The 17,741-nt window shown below is 68.1% G+C and carries 14 protein-coding genes; 6 read left to right on the forward strand and 8 right to left on the reverse strand.

Going from position 1 to position 17,741, the window contains the following annotated elements:
- Window positions 1-5 precede the first annotated feature (5 nt).
- Window positions 6-503, forward strand: coding sequence for a hypothetical protein (locus KLK06_RS40515; RefSeq protein WP_214640991.1), 498 nt, complete (start codon window positions 6-8; stop codon window positions 501-503).
- A gap of 561 nt (window positions 504-1,064) precedes the next feature.
- Here the strand turns inward: KLK06_RS40515 and KLK06_RS40520 are convergent.
- Window positions 1,065-2,120: a hypothetical protein gene (locus KLK06_RS40520; RefSeq protein WP_214640992.1), complete on the reverse strand. Its 1,056-nt coding sequence runs from the start codon at window positions 2,118-2,120 to the stop codon at window positions 1,065-1,067.
- A gap of 512 nt (window positions 2,121-2,632) precedes the next feature.
- On the opposite strand from KLK06_RS40520, the gene KLK06_RS40525 reads away from it, so the two are divergent.
- The 3 genes from KLK06_RS40525 (at window position 2,633) to KLK06_RS40535 (ending at window position 5,158) form a co-directional block, all read left to right on the forward strand.
- Window positions 2,633-3,625 carry an NADPH:quinone oxidoreductase family protein gene (locus tag KLK06_RS40525; RefSeq protein ID WP_214640993.1) on the forward strand — a complete coding sequence of 331 codons (993 nt, stop codon included), beginning with the start codon at window positions 2,633-2,635 and terminating at the stop codon, window positions 3,623-3,625.
- A gap of 43 nt (window positions 3,626-3,668) precedes the next feature.
- Entirely contained in the window at window positions 3,669-4,010 is a 342-nt protein-coding gene (locus KLK06_RS40530) for an EthD family reductase (RefSeq protein ID WP_214640994.1), read from the forward strand.
- Window positions 4,011-4,135: 125 nt separating this feature from the next.
- Window positions 4,136-5,158 carry an RNA polymerase subunit sigma-70 gene (locus KLK06_RS40535; protein ID WP_308168677.1) on the forward strand — a complete coding sequence of 341 codons (1,023 nt, stop codon included), beginning with the start codon at window positions 4,136-4,138 and terminating at the stop codon, window positions 5,156-5,158.
- Window positions 5,159-5,323: 165 nt separating this feature from the next.
- On the opposite strand, the gene KLK06_RS40540 is transcribed toward KLK06_RS40535, so the two are convergent.
- Both KLK06_RS40540 and KLK06_RS40545 read right to left on the reverse strand, forming a co-directional pair.
- Window positions 5,324-5,611, reverse strand: coding sequence for a hypothetical protein (locus KLK06_RS40540; protein WP_214640995.1), 288 nt, complete (start codon window positions 5,609-5,611; stop codon window positions 5,324-5,326).
- 528 nt (window positions 5,612-6,139) lie between these two features.
- Window positions 6,140-6,907, reverse strand: coding sequence for an AfsR/SARP family transcriptional regulator (locus tag KLK06_RS40545; RefSeq protein WP_214640996.1), 768 nt, complete (start codon window positions 6,905-6,907; stop codon window positions 6,140-6,142).
- Between the two features lie 109 nt (window positions 6,908-7,016).
- On the opposite strand from KLK06_RS40545, the gene KLK06_RS40550 reads away from it, so the two are divergent.
- Window positions 7,017-9,890 carry a tetratricopeptide repeat protein gene (locus tag KLK06_RS40550; RefSeq protein WP_214640997.1) on the forward strand — a complete coding sequence of 958 codons (2,874 nt, stop codon included), beginning with the start codon at window positions 7,017-7,019 and terminating at the stop codon, window positions 9,888-9,890.
- Between the two features lie 2 nt (window positions 9,891-9,892).
- On the opposite strand, the gene KLK06_RS40555 is transcribed toward KLK06_RS40550, so the two are convergent.
- On the reverse strand, window positions 9,893-11,353 hold the full coding sequence (locus KLK06_RS40555) for an HEXXH motif-containing putative peptide modification protein (protein WP_214640998.1): 1,461 nt from the start codon (window positions 11,351-11,353) through the stop codon (window positions 9,893-9,895).
- Window positions 11,354-11,422: 69 nt separating this feature from the next.
- Complete coding sequence (locus tag KLK06_RS61915) at window positions 11,423-11,548, reverse strand: hypothetical protein (protein ID WP_284735274.1); 126 nt, start codon at window positions 11,546-11,548, stop codon at window positions 11,423-11,425.
- Window positions 11,549-11,911: 363 nt separating this feature from the next.
- Here KLK06_RS61915 and KLK06_RS40560 point away from each other — a divergent pair, with 363 nt between their 5' ends.
- A complete protein-coding gene (locus tag KLK06_RS40560; RefSeq protein WP_214640999.1) occupies window positions 11,912-14,194 on the forward strand; it encodes a peroxidase family protein in 2,283 nt (760 codons plus the stop codon).
- 43 nt (window positions 14,195-14,237) lie between these two features.
- On the opposite strand, the gene KLK06_RS40565 is transcribed toward KLK06_RS40560, so the two are convergent.
- The 3 genes from KLK06_RS40565 to KLK06_RS40575 form a co-directional block, all read right to left on the reverse strand.
- Entirely contained in the window at window positions 14,238-15,110 is an 873-nt protein-coding gene (locus tag KLK06_RS40565) for a LuxR C-terminal-related transcriptional regulator (protein WP_214641000.1), read from the reverse strand.
- Between the two features lie 173 nt (window positions 15,111-15,283).
- Window positions 15,284-16,249 carry a nitronate monooxygenase family protein gene (locus KLK06_RS40570; protein ID WP_214641001.1) on the reverse strand — a complete coding sequence of 322 codons (966 nt, stop codon included), beginning with the start codon at window positions 16,247-16,249 and terminating at the stop codon, window positions 15,284-15,286.
- A gap of 126 nt (window positions 16,250-16,375) precedes the next feature.
- The gene (locus KLK06_RS40575; RefSeq protein ID WP_214641002.1) at window positions 16,376-17,593 is read right to left on the reverse strand and encodes a triacylglycerol lipase; all 1,218 of its coding nucleotides are present in this window, start codon (window positions 17,591-17,593) and stop codon (window positions 16,376-16,378) included.
- Window positions 17,594-17,741: the final 148 nt, after the last annotated feature.

Consider the following 17,741-nt stretch of genomic DNA (forward strand, 5'->3'; position numbering starts at 1 on the left):
ATTTCGTGACCAGAAACGCTTTCACGCGACTCGCCGCAGCGACCCTGCTCGCCACCGCCACCGCCGGGTTAGCGGCACCCGCCGACGCCGCAGGCGGGTACACCCCCGAGCAAGTATGTGGCAGCGGTTTCAACACGGTGGCGCTGGGCCGCATGCCGGTCACCGACCAGACGAACACCCTTCGTGGCCATGCTTACCTGCTCTACAGCCCGTACACGGGAGAGCACTGCGTCGTCACCATCAAGTCGGATTTCGTGGGCACACCCACCATGACCACGGCGACCCTCCTCGTGCAGAGCGTCGCCTTCACCGGCCCGCGCAAAGAAGAGGACCTGGGAAACTTCAAGTACTACGCGGGTCCGGTGAAGGTGAACGCCAGAGGCAGATGCGTCTCCTTCAAGGGAATGATCAGCTCTCCCGGATCCGGCTTCCGGGCCTGGGGCGGTTGGAGCGGCTACGGCGACTGCGACAGGCAAGCTTCCCGCCAACGAGGCCTCCGCTGATAAGGACACCCAACGCAACCGGCTGACCGTCCGGGAACAGGTCAAGGGCGTTCTCCGCCATCGACGGAGAAACGTGAACCACCCCGCCGAGCGGGTGACCGTGGTGCGTCGGTCACGGCGGCCGCGGGAAAGGGACGTTGATCACGATGGTGAGGGATGGCCGTGCGGCCGACTCCGGGGTTGTGAACCCTTGGACGGTGGCCGAGAGCGTTGAGGCGCGGTGTGCGATCACTCGTACGGTTCCTCCTGGATTCACCGCACGGCCGGACCAGGTCCGGTGGCCTGCGCGTCCACCGAGACCCTCGAAATCCCCTTCGGGACACTCAAGAAACGCCCGCCCTTCGACGACCCGGCATTGCGTGATGAGCTACGGCAGCGACTCAACGACGCGCCGGGCGTGGACATCCCCGCGGCCAGGCTGGAGCTCTACTCCTCGATCAAGAACACCCAACTGGCCAACATGGTGGTCTTCACGTCATCGTCGCTGTTCCCCACTGGCTCACCGCGCAGGTGTAACCCGTCTTCGGCGCCCCTCTGGATCGTAGGAGTTACACGACGGGGTCAGCAGGAGTCGTCGACGTCGATAACACCGACCTTTTCGGGACCGACGAGAACCAGTTGGGCGCCTTCACCGCGAAACTCCAGCGGCCAGCCGCTGCTGAAGACGAGCAGCGGCTTTTCGTCGCTGTCGGAGACCCGTTTGGTGACCGTGTCGATAAGATCGCGAAGGACGGGGATGACAAGTTGGTCTACGGGTGGTTGAGGGTCGTCCGAGCTGTCGTCCTCGCTCAAGCACACTGACAGGGCCATGTTGGCGGCGGCTTGTTCGGTCTCGGCAAGTACGGTGGCCAGAGCCACGCCGTCCAGAAGTCGAAAGTCGTCATCTTTGAACCCCTTCCAGGTGCGGAAAGTGGCATCGGCACTGGTGTCCAGGACGAGGCCGTGCGGTTCGACGGTGACCTCGAAGCCGACTGGGTTGTTGTTGTTCATCCAGAGAAACTCGCTGAGCAGCGTCCTATCCCAGGTGATCCGCGTGTCCAGTCCGGCGGGTTCGTCGACCGGCGGCACTGCGGTGCTTGGAGCCACGGACAGTCGGCATGCTTTTCCATCGTGATCGCGTATGAGGAGGTGCAGTTCGTCGTCAAGCCGAGCGCCGCCCGGCTCGGCGGCGACGTGGATCCTCAGCAGGTGCTCGCAGGCCCACTCGGTCAGCACACCAGCCAGGAAGCCCACCAGCGGCCGGACGCGTCGGTCGAGCGGTCCGGAACCCGCCTCCAAGGTCTCGGTCAGGGCCTCGATGACGTACGCGGCGATCTCGTCGGGCCGACCGGCTGAAGCCCGCTGGCCGCAGTAGTAGTCCAGGCCTTCCTCGAACTCCATCAGCTCGGCCTCGATGGGGAAACGGTTCCCGTCTGCGCCGAACGTCTCCGGGAACAGGCCGTACTCGGTGATCTTTGTCAGTGGCGGCGGCGATTCCCAATCCTCGTCGAACACGCGGGGCGCACTGCCACCAATGACCTGCACACGCCATGCCGAGACGTCGGTACGCGAGTCGGGCGGTAGCCACTGCTCCAGCAGACGCGCGGTCGTTCTGATCAGGTGTTCCTCGATGGCCATGTTCGTTTCTTCCTGATCAGGACATAGCATTTTCCTACATAACGACGATCACCCTAACGATCAAGCGCCATTCTCGCGGCCTCTTCTGACCCGCGACGCTCAGCAGAGCGTGGCGAAATCCTATGGGTGTCCACTTCGATGCCGGTGTGAAGAGCTACCCCGGGCCAGGGCTGGGACTGGAAACAATCACCAGGTCCGTCGAGGGCTGAGCTGCTGGGGTGAGTGTTCGGCCGCCCCAGCGGATGCCTTTCTCACTGCGGACACAGGCGCCTTCGCGCCGCCGGGCGGCCGGCACGTCGAGGTGGCGGGCATCGGCGTTGGACAGTGTGGTTACCCTACGGCGAAGTCAAGCTCAACATGAACAGCCGACTCACCCTCGGCGGAAGCTGACCCCGTGCCGTTCGGGAGCGGCCGATTCCTTTTTGTGGTGGCCGGGGTCTACATGAGAGAGACAGGCTCGCGCGCCGGGCCGGTCTCTCTCATGTACGCCGAGAAAGACAGGCTGATCGCCGATGAGCATTCCCGCGACCATGCGCGCGCTGCAGCAGACTTCCCTCAACGGCCCGCAGGACATGCGCCTGATCACCGACGCGCCAGTGCCGAGCCCCGGGCAGGGCGAGGTCCTGATCCGCGTCACCGCCGCCGGCGTCAACTTCGCCGACATCTCGAAGGCCCACGGCACGTTCATGGACGGCCCGCGGCCACCGTACCTGGCCGGTTTCGAGGCCGCCGGTGAGGTCGTCGCGATGGGCGAGGCGGTGACCGGCCCGCAACCGGGGACCCGCGTCACCGGCGTCGGAAACGGCGCTTTCGCCGAGTACATGGTGCTGCCCGCGGCTGCGGCGGTGCCGGTGCCCCCCGGCTGGACGGAGCAGCAGGCGCTCGGCCTGGTCGTGAACTGGCCCACCGCGCTGGCCGCACTCAAGCCGCTGGGCGGCATCACCGCAGGGCAGACCGTGCTGATCCACGCCGCGGCGGGCGCGACCGGCCAGGTCGCGGTCACCATGGCCGAACACTACGGCGCGACGGTCATCGCCACCGCCTCACCGGCCAAGCACGAGACAGTGCTGGCACTGGGAGCCGACCACATCCTGGACTCCCGCGGCGGCGACCTCGCCGCCGAGGTGCTGCGGCTGACCGGCGGCGCCGGCGCCGACCTTGTGCTGGAGTCGGCGGGCGGCGCCACCTTCGACGCCAGCCTGGCCGCCGCCAAGCGGGTCACCGGCCGTGTCGTCGTCTACGGTGTCGCAGGCGGCGAAACCGCGCTCACCAACTGGGACCTGGTGTACAAGCACCAGGTCCACGTCATCGGCCTCAACATCGGCGTGCTGATCCAGGCCGCGCCACAGATCTTCGGCGAGGTCATGTGTGAGCTGTCCGCGCTCATCGCCGCCGGCGTGCTCGCCCCCGGCCGGCCCACCGCGTACGACCTGGCCGACGGCCCGAAAACGCTCGCGGAACTGGAAACCAGAGCCACCATCGGCAAACTGGCCCTGCTGCCCTGAGAAAACCCCCTGGCAAAGGTTTCCTATGACAGGAGTCGAAACCATGACCGCAACCGTGGACCCGGTCATCAAGCAGATGGCGCGATTCGTGGTGATGTACGACACCCCCTCCGACGTCGACGCGTTCGAACGTCACTACAACGAGGTCCACATCCCGTTGGCGAAACAGTATCCGGGCCTGCGCCGTTACACGCGCAGTCATGAGCCGGCAGCCGTGATCGGCGAGCCGTGCTACATGGTCGTGATGCTGGACTGGGACGACATGGCTGCGCTGGAAGCCGCGCTCGGGTCCGAGATCGGCCGGCGCACCGGCGAGGATGCCGTGGCGAACCTGGCCCGCTACGCGACCTTCCGCGGCATGATCCTGCGGCTCGACGAGGTCTGATCGCGGATGCGGCTTCTGCGAGAGGGTACCCGCGTCGTCGATGGTGGCCGAGGCGGGGCCGGGTGTTGTCGGCGGCATCGCCACGTGGACCACGCCCAGGCGCGTTGCGGTACTAGGGTCGCGGCGTGACATCGCATCTGCGGGCGGTACCGGATCAAGACCGGTTCGCCGCGGAGACTGAGCGGTTCCGCCGGGAGCTGTTGGCGCACTGCTACCGCATGGTCGGCTCGGCGCACGACGCCGAGGACCTGGTGCAGGAGACGTATCTGCGGGCGTGGCGGTCCTACTCCGGATTCGAGGGCCGGGCGTCGATTCGGTCCTGGCTCTACAAGATCGCCACCAACGTCTGCCTGACGGCGTTGGAGCCGCGCCCGATCCGGGTGCTGCCCTCGGGTCTGACAGGCCCGTACGACGGATCCGATCGCCCGCCGAGTCCCGTTGCGCCGGGCGAGGTCTCGTGGCTGGAACCGCTGCCGGACGCATGGATCGCCCCGCCCGCCGACGATCCGGCCGCGGTGATCGTCGAACGCGAGTCGCTGCGGCTGGCGCTCATCGCCAGCCTGCAACACCTGCCCGCCCGCCAACGCGTGATCCTCATCCTGCGCGAAGTGCTGGCCTTCTCGGCGGCCGAGACCGCGGAGATCCTCGACACCACCACTGCGGCGGTCAAGAGCGGTCTGCAGCGCGCCCGCGCCCGGCTCGACGAACTGGCGCCCGAGCCCGCGGAACTGCTCGAACCGACCGACCAACGGGCGCGCGCGCTGCTCGACGGCTACATCGCGGCCTTCGAGCGCTCCGACGCCGGCCTGCTGGAACAGGTGCTGCGCACGGACGCCACGCTGGAGGCGACGCCATTCCGCGACTGGCAGTCGGGCCGGGCGATGTGCATCCACATGCTCGACGCGTACGTGCTGGGCACACCGGGCGACTGGCGGATGATCGCGACCACCGCCAACGGCCAACCCGCCGCCGTCGTGTACCACCGGGACGCGGACGGCGCGCTCCGAGCCGACGGCGCCGTGGTGCTGGCTCCCACCGCCACCGGCGTCTCCCGCGTGATCAAGTTCCACGATCCCGCGCTGGTCGCGACGTTCGGCTTCCCGGACGTGCTCCTCAGGCCGCAGGATCGAGGGTGGGATCGGTGGTGAGGATCCGCTGGTGGAGTTCGCGTACGGTCGTCCCCGGTTCCAGGCCCTGTTCGGGGATCACCGTTGCCTGATGTCCGAGTTCGACGTCGGCCTTCGGCCTGACCTCGACGGTCAGGAGTCGCGCCTCCTCAGACTTCGTGACGATTTACTACCCGTCGGCCCCTTCTACAGTCGGAGACCACCGCCCGGCCAGGTGATCTCCAGAAGTGTCCAGTCTGGGAAGAAACTTCTGATGACGAGCACGACAAGTGCCCAGAACAGAACCCCGATGACCGGAGCGATGTAGTCGTCGTCAGCAGTCCTGCCGAGACGAATGACCAAGGGGACGGCGACAGCAATGCCGGCGCCGGCGGCCGAGAGGCCGATCCAGCCAAGATCGTGACCCTGATTTACGAGGCCCGCCAACTCCCCAAATGTGATCAACCCGGCCAGGATCCAGGCGCTGACAAACACCCACCGTGGCTGTCGCTTAATGGAGCTGAACGATCGGGGCCTGGGTGACTGCCGCGGCGGATAAGCAAGTTCGGGCCAAGAGATGCCTTGCGTTGGCGGCTGTGCATGACCGTGCACCGGGGGCTCTGTGGAGTAAGGGGGCGCGGCGGGGCGAGACGGTTGTGGCGCCGTGGTCGTCGGGCCTTTTCGATCTTTACGGTGGTAGCTCAATGCATCGTACACAAAGCTTCCTGCGGCAAACATAAGACCCGCAATGGCAATGAAGGTGAGCACCTAACCAGGTTCCAGCATGCCGCCCACGCTTGTCACGATTTCACGTAACTGATTTCTCAACTGAACCTTTTCGTGCGCCCAGCAGAACGGAGGTGAGGCTACGTGAGTAGCTGATCTTCGTGTTCGAAGCGAAGCCCTGCTTTCGGGTGGGAACAGGGAGCGCCGAACCCATTGAAATCGGGGTTAAAGGCCATGGAAGCGGCGAAGAGCCTGGAAGCGCAGCCCGCCTGGCCCAGGGCATCGCGTAAACGCTCCTCAGGCCGCGGGGTCGAGGGCGGGATCGGTGGTGAGGATCCGCTGGTGGAGTTCCCGTACAGTCATCCCCGGTTCCAGGCCCTGTTCGGAGATCAGCGCCGCGCGCAACCCGGTGTACACGGACAGGGCTTCGGCCTGCCGTCCCGACCGGTACAGGGCGAGCATGAGCAGTGCGTGCAGCGGTTCGTGCAGCGGGTGAGTGGCGGTGAGTTCGCGCAGTTCGGGGATCACTGTCGCCTGGTGCCCGAGTTCGACATCGGCCTTCAGCCTGACCTCGACGGCCAGGAGTCGCGCCTCCTCCAGCCGGTCGGCGTGCGCCTGGATCATCGGGCTGGCGGGCACGTCGGCCAGCGCGGGCCCGCGCCACAGATCCAGCGCCGCGCCCAGCAGCCCGCGGGCCGGCTCCAGCTGACGTGCTCGAATGGCCTGCTGTGCTTCGGCGAGCAGCCCCTGGAAGCGGGTCGCGTCGGTTTCCAGCGCGGGGCCGCCCAGTTCGTAGAAGCCCCCTCGGGTGCGTAGGTCCTCGCCCAGCACCCGGCGCAACCGCCAGACGTATCCCTGCAGCGTCTTACGGGCGAACTTGGGCTCGGAGCCCTGCCAGAGCTCCTCGATGATCCGGTCCGCCGAGACCGGACGGCCCGCGTTGATCGCCAGGATGGCGAGGACGGCGCGATGCTTGGGTGCGGTGATGGGGACCACCCCGTCGCCGCGCACGACCTGGAGCGGGCCGAGCAGACTGAGCCGGGCTCCGCGGAATGTCAAGGGCACGATCACCTCCTGAACCGGACAGGCCGGATCCGTACTACCGGACGGGATGAATCGCGATCTAGACTGCCACGCCGGGCTTGCGCGGGACTTGCGCGGCGAAGGGGGCGGCGTGGATTTCCGGATCCTCGGGCCCCTGGAGCTCTGGAACGGTGGCTTGCCGGTGCCGCTGACCGCGCCGAAGCAGCGGGCGCTGCTCGCGCTCCTGCTGATCAAGGCGGGACGGCCCGTCCCCGTCGAGCGCCTGGTCGACGAGCTGTGGGGCGCGACACCACCGCGGAGCGTGGGGAGCACGCTGCACTCCCTGATCTCCCGTCTGCGCGGAATAGGCGTCGTCACGCTCGTCAGGGAGCCGGGCGGCTACCGGCTGGGGTTGGAGGGCGCGACCCTGGACGCTCGTACCTTCGAGTGGCTTGCCGTAGAGGCAAGGGAACTGGCGGAGGCGGGGCAGTTGGAGCACGCCGCGCGGCGTTTCCGGGAGGCGCTGGATCTGTGGCGGGCGCCGGCGCTGGCGGACGCGCCCGAGTCGCCGATGATCGAGGCGGAACGGGCCCGGCTCGACGGGCTGCGGCTGGCGGTCTTCGAGGAGTACGCCGACACGCTGGCCGGGCTCGGCCGGCACGCCCAGGTCGCCGTTGAGCTGCGTGCCTTGCTGGCGGAACACCCGCTGCGCGAATCCCTGTGGGCCAGAATGATCGGCGCCCTCGACCGCTCAGGTCAGGCCAGAGAGGCGCTCGCCGCCTACGGCGAAGCGCGCCGGGTGCTCGCCGAGGAGCTCGGCCTGGACCCCGGACCGGAGCTGCGCCGTCTGCAGACCAGGATCCTGCGGCGGGAGAACAAGCGGGAGAACAAGCAGGAAAACGAGCGGGAGAACGAGCGGGAGGCTCGCGGGCCGATCTCCCCGCAGCTCCCGCCCGACCTGGCCCAGTTCACCGGGCGCGGCACCGCTCTCCGTGAGCTGACCGCGCTGGTGCAGACCGCACCGGGGACGGTGGCCGTCATCAGCGGCATGCCCGGCGTCGGGAAGTCGGCCTTCGCGGTCCACTGGGCCCACCGGATGGCCAAGCGCTTTCCCGACGGGCAGATCTTCATCGACCTGCGCGGGCACCGGCCGCAGGAGGCGATCACGCCACGAGAGGCGCTGGACCGGTTCGTCCGCGCCCTGGGCATGCCTCCGGAGCGGGTCCCGGCGGGCGAAGACGAGCTCGCCACCGCGTACCGAACGCTGCTCGCCGGACGGCGGGTGCTGGTGGTGCTCGACAACGCGGCCGACCCCGCCCAGGTCCAACCGCTGCTGCCCGGCACCGACGGCTGCCTGGCGCTGGTCACCAGCAGGAACCGGCTTTCCGGTCTGGCCCTGCACCACGTGACGCGCACCATCGACCTCGACATCCTGGCCGAGCCCGAGGCCGTCGCCCTGCTGACCGCCGTCATCGGCCCACGCGCCGGCGCTGAGCCGGACGCGGTCGCCGAACTCGCGGACCAGTGCGGGCAACTGCCCCTGGCCCTACGGATCGCCGCCACCCACCTGGCCGGCCACCCCCACCGCCGAATCGCCACCTACCTGGCGGACCTCACCGAGCGCGGACGGCTCAGCACACTGTGCCTCGGCGACGTCCCGGCCACCGCCGTACGCGCCACCTTCGACCTGTCCTACCAGGCGTTGGCCGAGGCCGACCAGGTCACCTTCCGCCGCCTGGGCCTGATGCCCGGTTCGGGCTTCACCGCTCAGTCGCTGGCCGCGATGCTCGACGTCTCCGCCGCCCAGGCCCGTACTCACCTGGACGCGTTACGGGCGGCCAGCCTGATCCACCCCCACCGCGGCCGACTGCTCCAAGAGCGTTACCAGCTGCACGATCTCCTTCTCGACTACGCCCGTCACCGAGCCCAAGCCGAGGACGCCCCGCCGATCCGCGAGGAGTCCGTGCGCCGGTTGCTGGAGTGGTATCTCACCATCGATGACCCGCTCGTGCTGCAGGACGAGCACGAGAACATGATGGCAGGCACCCGCCACGCCGCGGAGCATGGCATGGACGCCGCCTGGCGGCTGCCCGCGGCGCTCGCCCAGCCGCTGCGACTGCGCCACTGCCTGACCGATGCCGCTGAGCTGCACACCCTGGCCGCCACCGCCGCCGAGCAGGCCGGCAGGCACCTGGAGGCCGCCGTCGCCCACCACAACCTCGGCGCCGTCCTGGAGCACCTGGGCCGCTACCCCGAAGCCCTGGCCGAGCACCGCAGGACACTGGAGATCTACCGGCAACTGGAGGACCGGCACGGGATGGGCACCGCGCTGCGTAGCATCGGCACCGTCTCCTGGCTGCTGGGCCGGTACGGCGAAGCCCTCACCGATCTCCAGGAGGCACGGCGCCTCCTGGAGGGCACAGACGCCGTGGGCCAGACGCTCAACATGCTCGGCATCGTGCTGCGGAATCTGGGCCGCCTGGAGGAGGCAGTCACCCACTATGAGCGCGCGCTGGCCATCCACCAGCGCACGGACGACCTCCAAGGCCAGGCGAACACCCTCAACAACCTCGGCGTGGCACGCGAGGCCCAGGACCGCCACGCCGAGGCGCTGGAGCTGTACCGGAAGGCGCTCGCGCTGCGCCGGGCCGCGGGCAGCCGCAAGGGAGAGGCACGCGCGCTGAACAACATCGGCCTGGTGGAGGCCAAGCTCGGCCGGTTCGAACCCGCGCGCGAGCATCTCCTGGCCGCGCTGGCCAGCCATCGCGAGAGCGGCGACCTCAAGGGCGAGGGGCAGGTGACCAACGACCTGGCCGGCCTCTACCACCGTCTCGGGCGGGAGGAGGAGGCGCTCACGCATTTCGCCGCGGCGCTGCGCATCCGCTCCGGCATCGGCGACCGCAGGGGCCTCGCCGAAACCCACAGGGATCTCGGTGAGGCCCTTGCCGACCAGGGCGACGCCACCGCCCACCACCATCTGGCCGCCGCGGACCAGATCTTCAAGGAGCTGGGCGTGATCACCTGAGCTCAGGAGCCTACGGGGACGATGAGCCTGGCTGCGAGGAGCTCGGCCACACCGAGCCCCAACCGGTCGTCCGTGCCGGGTCCTGCTGCTTGGTGGTACCGGTCGCGCAGCGACGACAGGTCCCTGCCGTCGCACAGGGCGTAGATCAGCCATGCCTGCTCGTTCAGCCATTGGAAGCTCGGCGCGCCGGGTGTGACGGCCACCAGCTCACGCTGCTCGGGGATCGGGCACACCTGAACCGGCTGCGCCTGGCGGTAGCCCCGTACCTCCAGCTCCACCTCCGTGCGCGGGCGGGCCTGGACGGGTAGCGGTTCGGGCAGGATGCCCGGCGCGAGGGGAGCCACGGCGCCGATCAGCCAGTCGACGAACCGCCTCCCGCCGGCCGTCAGCATCCCGCCGTACGCCTGCGAGGCCTGCCCGGCGAGATAGGTCACCCGTTCGACAGTGGTGGTGTACTCACCGCTCCCGGCCGCCTGGCTACCGGGCGTGGCCTGATCGACGAAGTCGGTCGCGGGCGGCTCTCCGTACCTGGCGCGCAGGTCAGGGCCGGCGCCGACTGCGGCCGCGCGGAACAGCAGCAGGTGAGCGTAGACGTGCATGGCGAACAGCACCCGCGACAGCGTCCACGACCGCAGGCGCCAGGGGATCGGGATCAGCTGGTCCGGATCGGCGGCCATGGACCCAGTGCGCAGCACGTCGAACAATTTCAGGTGCAGGCCCTCGTGGAACAGCGTCTCCGCTGCCATCCAGGGGTCGGTCAGCCGCTCGGGGGCCAGGAGCACCGCCGAAGGAAGCGGATCGCCGCCGGAGAACGAGTTGAGGACTCCGTCGGCCAGCTCGTCACGGACCAACCCGGTCAGGGAGATGTGCGGCAGCACGCCGGCGCCCGCGTTGGGCAGCAGCTCGGCGAGCAGTTCGGCTCCCCGGCTGAGCCCGGCCAGCATGCCGGCGTCGGGACGTACCCGGCCGCCGGAGCCGTTTTTCGAGAGCGTCCCGGCCATCAGTTCTTCCAGGCGAGCGGCCAGCACCCTTTCCGGCTCGGAGCCCGGTTCGAGGTCGGTCCACACCCACGAGACGGCATGGCCGGGCCATGGACGCACCCTGGGGTGAGACAGGCGCTCGCATGGCCCGAGGCCGTCGAGCACGTCCGCCGCACCGCCTTCCAGGTAGCCGACCAGAGTGCCGTTCTCACCGGCCTGCCGCTCCAGGGCGGTCAGGTCATTCTCGAACGCGTTGCGCAGCACCGGGTCGTACATCACCGGGCGGAGCTCAGCGTCATCAGCCTTGCACAATCGCTCCAGCCGGTCGGCGGCGTGTGGGTGGTGCCGGGCCAGCACGCCGAGACCCAGGCGGTAGCGAGCCAGGTTCCTGACCTCGATCGCCTCGGCGCTGCCGAACCGGGGATCCGAGCCGAGTGTCAGGTCGATGCCGGCCGTCAGATCGGCATGTGATTCGGTGTCCAAGACGTCGCCTCCATTCACTGGTGGGGGACCGGCGGCGGGATGCCCCGCCGCCGGTCGGCTCGTTCTCCGTTACTGGACGCGGGGTGAGGAGAACTCCGGGACCCACGCGCGCTCGTGCACGGCATCGGTCGTCACGCTGGGGGCGGTGTTCCCTGCCAGCGGGAACTGCGGCAATTCCACGGTCTGAGTCGGCATGCTGTTTCCTTTCGTGCGGTGGACCACTTGGTGCTCTTGAATTTACGAAGCGAGGGTGTGGGCCCGGTGTGGCGGTGTTCGCGAGACGCCTCGCCCCTCGCTATCGGGCTCGGCCCGCCGATGCGGGCGGCGGTGACAGCGGGCAAATCCCCGGGCCGGAAGCGGCCGCGGGAATGGAATTTCCCTTAGGGGTTAATCACTCCTAAGGGTGACTCGTCAATGGATCTCCATTGACGAGTCACGGGCGGAAGAACAACATTGCCGCAACCTTCCCGTCATTCCTCTCAATGTTTCAACGCGCAGAAAAGGAAGACGGTTCACCTCGCGAAGAAACCATTCGCGAAAAGACTGCGTGGAGACCAGATGCAGCGTCATGCCCATTCTGCCACTCGACGAGCGTTGTTATCCGTCGCCTGCGCCACGCTGCTCGTCCTCAGCGGGGTGATCAACGCCACGGAAGCCGACGCGGCCGTCCCCTTCGAGGTCCAGAGGCTCGACGGCACCGGCAACAACGTCGCGAATCCCGCATGGGGAAAGGCGGGCACCGCCTATTCGCGGGTGGGTCCGACCCGCTACGCCGACGGGGTGAGCGCCCCTCGTACGGGGCCCAACACCCGTTTCATCAGCAACCGCGTCTTCAACGACGTCAACCAGAACATCTTCTCCGAGCGGCGGATCACCCAGTGGGCCTTCACCTGGGGCCAGTTCGTCGACCACACGATCGGCCTGCGCGACTCCGCCGGACCGACCGCGACCGCGGCGAACATCCCGTTCAACAGCAACGATCCGCTTGAGAGCTTCACCAACACCCTCGGCAACATCGCGTTCAGCCGCTCCGCGGCCACCGCGGGCACGGGGACCAGTACCAACAACCCGCGCCAGCAGTCCAACACGGTGAGCTCCTACCTCGACGCGTGGGCCGTCTACGGGGGCACCGACCAGCGGCTCGAATGGCTGCGTGAGGGTCCGGTGGACGGCAACCTGGCCAACAACAGCGCCCGCCTGCTGATGCCCGGCGCGTACCTGCCCCGGCGCACCAGCCGGGGGAACGCGGCCACCGCGCCCGCCATGGACGCGGACGGCAGGCTGGCGGCCACCCCGAACAACGCGATGGTCGCCGGGGACGTCCGGGCCAACGAGAACATCGCGCTGACCGCGACCCAGACGCTGTTCGCCCGCGAGCACAACCGGATCGTGTCGCTGCTGCCCGCCTCCCTGTCGGAGGAGGACAAGTTCCAGATCGCCCGGCGTGTGGTGATCGCCGAGCAGCAGTACGTGACCTACAACGAGTTCCTGCCGGCGGTGGGCGTCACCCTGCCCGCCTACACCGGCTACAAGTCCGGCGTGAACGCCAATCTGAGCAACGAGTTCGCCACCGTCGGCTACCGCGCGCACAGCCAGATCCACGGCGAGATCGAGCTGGAGACCGACGCCGACCGCTACACGGCCGCCCAGGTGCAGGCCCTCGAGGCTCAGGGCATCGAGGTCGCGATCGAGGACGGAGAGGCGGAGATCACGATTCCGCTGAACGTGGCGTTCTTCAACCCCGATCTGGTGCCCTCCCTCCAGCTCGGCCCGCTGCTCCAGGCCATCGGCCTGGAATCCGAGTACCGCAACGACGAGCAGATCGACAACCAGCTCCGCAGCGTGCTGTTCCAGGTCCCCGTCGCGGGCAACCCGGGATGCCTGGACGGGCCGACCCTGCCCCAGTGCTTCCGCGGCGTCGTCGACCTTGGCGCGATCGACACCGAGCGGGCCCGCGACCACGGCCTGCCCAGCTACAACGAGCTCCGGCAGGCGTACGGGCTCGCGCCGCGCACCAGCTTCACCGCGATCACCGGCGAGGCCACCGACGCCTTCCCCGCCGACCCCGTGCTGACTCCCGGCAACGAGATCAACGATCCGGACAGTCTCACCCACACCCAGCTCTTCGACATCGACGGAGCGCCGCTCCCGGTCGGCGACGAAGCCGTCGTCGGGACGCGATCGGTCCGCCGGACCACAACGGCGTCGCGACTGCGCGCGATCTACGGGAACGTGAACAACGTGGACGCGTTCGTCGGCATGGTCGCCGAGCGGCATGTGCCCGGCACCGAGTTCGGTGAGCTCCAGCTCGCCATCTGGACGAAGCAGTTCCAGGCGCTGCGTGACGGCGACCGGTTCTTCTACCGCAACATCGCCGGCCTGGACACCATCAAGCAGCAGTACGGGATCGACTACCGGCGGACGCTGGGGCAGATCATCGCCGCCAACACCGACATCCCGGCCGCGGAGCTGAACGACAACGTCTTCCTCGTCTCCGACGCCGAGCTGCCCCCCACGACCTGCAAGATCGACTACACGGTGGCCACGAGCTGGCCGGGGAACTTCCAGGTCGCCCTGAACATCACCAACCTGGGCACGGCCCCGACGCAGGGCTGGACCCTCCGCTGGCGGTTCCCGAACGGGCAGGCGGTCACCCAACTCTGGAACGGCGTCGTCGCTCAGTCGGGCGTGAACGCGACGGTGACCAACGCGAGCTGGAACGCCGTCATCCCGCCGGGCGGCACGCTCACCGGGGTCGGTTTCAACGCCACCTGGGATGACGCCACCAACGCGGAGCCGCCTGACTTCACCCTCAACAACGCTCGCTGCGCCCGCGGCTAGCGCACCACGCCTTATTCCTGAACGGCCCTATTCCTGAACGGCCCTATTCCTGAACACCCAAGCTCACCCCGAGCTGGTACGCGATGACGAGCGTCTCAGGTCTGTTCCGCGCACCCAGCTTCCTGAACAACCGAGCTTGGGTGTTCTCGACCGTCTTGCTGGTGATGCCGAGCGTGCGGGCGGTCTGCCGGATGGTGTGCCCGCTGGCGATGGAGCGGAGGATGTCCCGCTCTCTCGACGTGAGCTCCGGGACGCGCGGGAGGCACTCGGCCTGCCCGGAGAGGTACGGAGAGGTCATGACGAAGCAGTAGTCCCGAGCCACCAGTCTCAGGACCGTTTCCAGCTCCCGGCGGACATCGGTCGCGCGGATGAGGGCACGGGCGCCGCGGCGGAGCGCGTCCGTGACCGCGTCCAGGTCCGGCACCGCGGACCGGACGATGACGACCGGAGCGCACAGGCGCGCCGGCAACCGCCAGTCCTGTGGAAGGGGATCCACGAGCAGGACGGTCAACGGGCCCCGGTGCCGGCGGATCCCGGGGTCGCTGATCACGTCGTTCGTCCGGGTGAAGACGAAGGCCGTGCCATGCTCCAGGAGCGCGATCCACAACTCGGGGCAGACACCCTCCGGCCGGGCGTGCACGACCACCAGCTCCGAACATCCGGGTTCCGGACGGCGCCGGTGCACGTCCTCGGCATTCTTGGGTACGTCGAACAGGCCGAGGGAGATCCCGCGAGACACCGCATGGATCTGCGAGCCCACGCCGAGTTTCCGGTAGATGTGCCGTTTGTGGCTCTCGACGCATCGCGGGCCGATCCTGAGCAGCTCGGCGATCTCCGAGACGCGGTGCCCACTGCCGATCAGCGAGAGGACGGTGATTTCGGTGCTGGTGAGCGCATCGATGGGAGTAGCTTTCACTCGGACCTCCCCGACGGAAGTTCCGTATATAGAGTGAATTAATGTGACATAAATAGTCAATAAAGTGGGCAGGGCTATTTGTTCGGTGTGCGTGCGGTCGTGAAACTTTCACCGCCGAGGTGCGAGCGACTCGTTCAAGCAGAAGGGACAGAGCTCCCGGCAGACCGTTCCAGTCAGTGCCTTCCCGCTCGGGCTAGTGCGTCCTCAGCCTGGGCGGCCAGGGTCCCGACAAGGTCGGCTGCGGAGGGCAGGTCGTTGATGAGGTCGATGGCCTCGCCGGCCCACACCGGCAGTGGGGGTATCTCGCCTCGTGCCACGCCCTCTTGGTACGCCTGCTTGGCCTGGACATCGGTGGCGAGTTCGGCCTCCCGGCCCCGCCACTGATCAAGGAAGGGGTGGCCGAGGGTGCGGGCGGTGTACTGCGACGGCCATCGGGACCCTCGGGCGATATCAAGCACGCTGTTGCGCTCGGTGTCCTCCCCGCGTCCCTCGACGATCGCCTTGGTGGTCGAAGGGGGTACCAGGGCCTCGGTCGTGGCCTGGAAGCGGGTGCCGAGGAGTGCTCCGGCGGCTCCCAGAGCCAGTACGGCGGCCAGGCCGCGGCCGTCGGCGATCCCGCCGGCCGCCAGCACCGGCACCGGTGCCGCCAGGTCCACCACGACCGGTACGAACGGCAACGTGGAGCGCCCCTGCCGAGCACCATGCCCACCGCTTTCGACCCCCTGCGCCACGATGACATCGGCGCCCAGGTCCACCGCCCGCCTGGCCTCCTCCAGATCGGTGACCTGAATGATCAGCGTCGTACCCGTCTGGCGGATGCGTTCGGTGAAGGGGCTCGGGTCTCCGAAGGACAGCATCACCGCCCGGGGGGCGTACTCCAGCGCCCGCTCTACCGCCCCAACATCGATCTGCCAGGTCAGGAAACCGATCCCATACGGCCTTCCGCCGGCGCCCTCGGCGACGATCGGCATCTCGCGGGCCAACCACTCCGGATCCCCGTCGCCGCTGCCCAGCAGGCCGAGTCCGCCACCGCGAGAGACGGCCGCCGTCAGCGCACCACCGGCCGACCCGCCCATCGGAGCCAGGGCAATGGGGTGCTGCACGCCGAACAACTTCGTGAATGCTGTCGAAAACGCCATAACTACAATGATCACCCCTTCCTGGCTTGCACGCGGCGACCGTCCTGCGCAGGACGGTCGCCGCAGTGCCAGCGCGGGCAAGAGGTTGATTCACCTGACCAAATAAACCCTCAGCCAGCAGAAACGTCACGGTGATGTCGGCTCCGGGAGTCGATCGAGGATCCAGGTGCAGAGTTCTTCGGTGATCTGGGTGTGCGCCTCGTTCTCGGACGCGCACAGGAACTCGTCCAGCTCGCTTTCCGACGGGGGCAGGCTGCCGATGTTGGCGTACACGTCGTCCTGCTCATCGATGTCGCGGATCGCCACGGCGCTGACCGCGGGGACGAAGCAGATGGAGCGGTAGTACGCCTCGGCCGGGTCGTGCTGATTCAGGGCGTCGGCCAGGATGCCGAAGGACTCCAGCGTCCCGCCCGGTGCGCCGTCCAGCTCGGGCAGCCCGCTGGTATAGATGTCCTCGGTGGCGCCGAAGATGCTTCTGAGCGCGGCCACCTGCTGGTCATCCCCGGCGGACTGGGTGTAGAGCACGGTGCCGTTGAATATCAGGCCGGTGCACTTGAGCGCTTCGACGCCGGGCGGAACCCCGTTGCCGGTGCCGTTCCCCGAACCGTTGGCGACCCCTATCTTCCTCGGGATGCTGGGCCACGAGCCGACCTCGCGCAGCCGGTCGAGGAATTCGTCGCGCAGCGTGTCCTGCTGGGGGTCGCTGTCGACCTCAGCGATGTGACGGAACAGCAGTTGGCGCGCGGCCGGGCTGTTGATCTGGCGGGAGAAGACGGGATTGCCCAGCCTGAGGAAGTGCGCGAACGCCTGCAGGGAGATCGGGATCCACGCACCCCGATGTGGACTGTCGTAGGAGACGTAGAGAGCCGTCTGGTGATCGATGCCGTCGTGCTCCATCTTGGCCAGGGCGTAGCGGGTGACCAGGCCGCCCATGCTGAGACCGCCGACAGCGAGCGGCGTGTCCCCGAACCGTTCGGCGATCGTCTGGGTGATGGCGGCGATCGCGGTCCGCGCGTTGTCCAGGATCGACGCGCTGCGCTCGGCGAAGCCGAGGATGATGAGGTCGTGGCCACGGCGGCGCAGCTCGCTGATGAGGGGGTAGTCGCCCCGCTCCAGGAAATGCCAGGACTCGTGCAGGTTGGACGGACCTGTGTTGAAGCCGTCGGCCAGAATGACCGGGTTGACCAGGTGCTGGCGGCCTTCTCCGTAGTACACCCAAGCGGTGCCGCCGGGAAGCTCCCACATCCTGTCCGGCGTGGGGGCCGGTGCGGAGACCTCCAGTGGCGCGATCAGCTTGATCGGCCCGATGGCCTGCGCCGCTCGTACTGCCTGCTCGTCGCTCATCCCATTTCCCTCTCCGGTGCGCATGGGTGATCCGGCAGCCTTGCCGGATCACTGCGATGATTACGCACCGCAATAGGGCGAACACCGATCGACATGGCGGAGGAGGGACAAGGATTGACCATCCGTCACAGATCAATTACATGACTCG

This window comes from Nonomuraea sp. NEAU-A123 (assembly GCF_018603905.1).
Taxonomy (GTDB): domain Bacteria; phylum Actinomycetota; class Actinomycetes; order Streptosporangiales; family Streptosporangiaceae; genus Nonomuraea.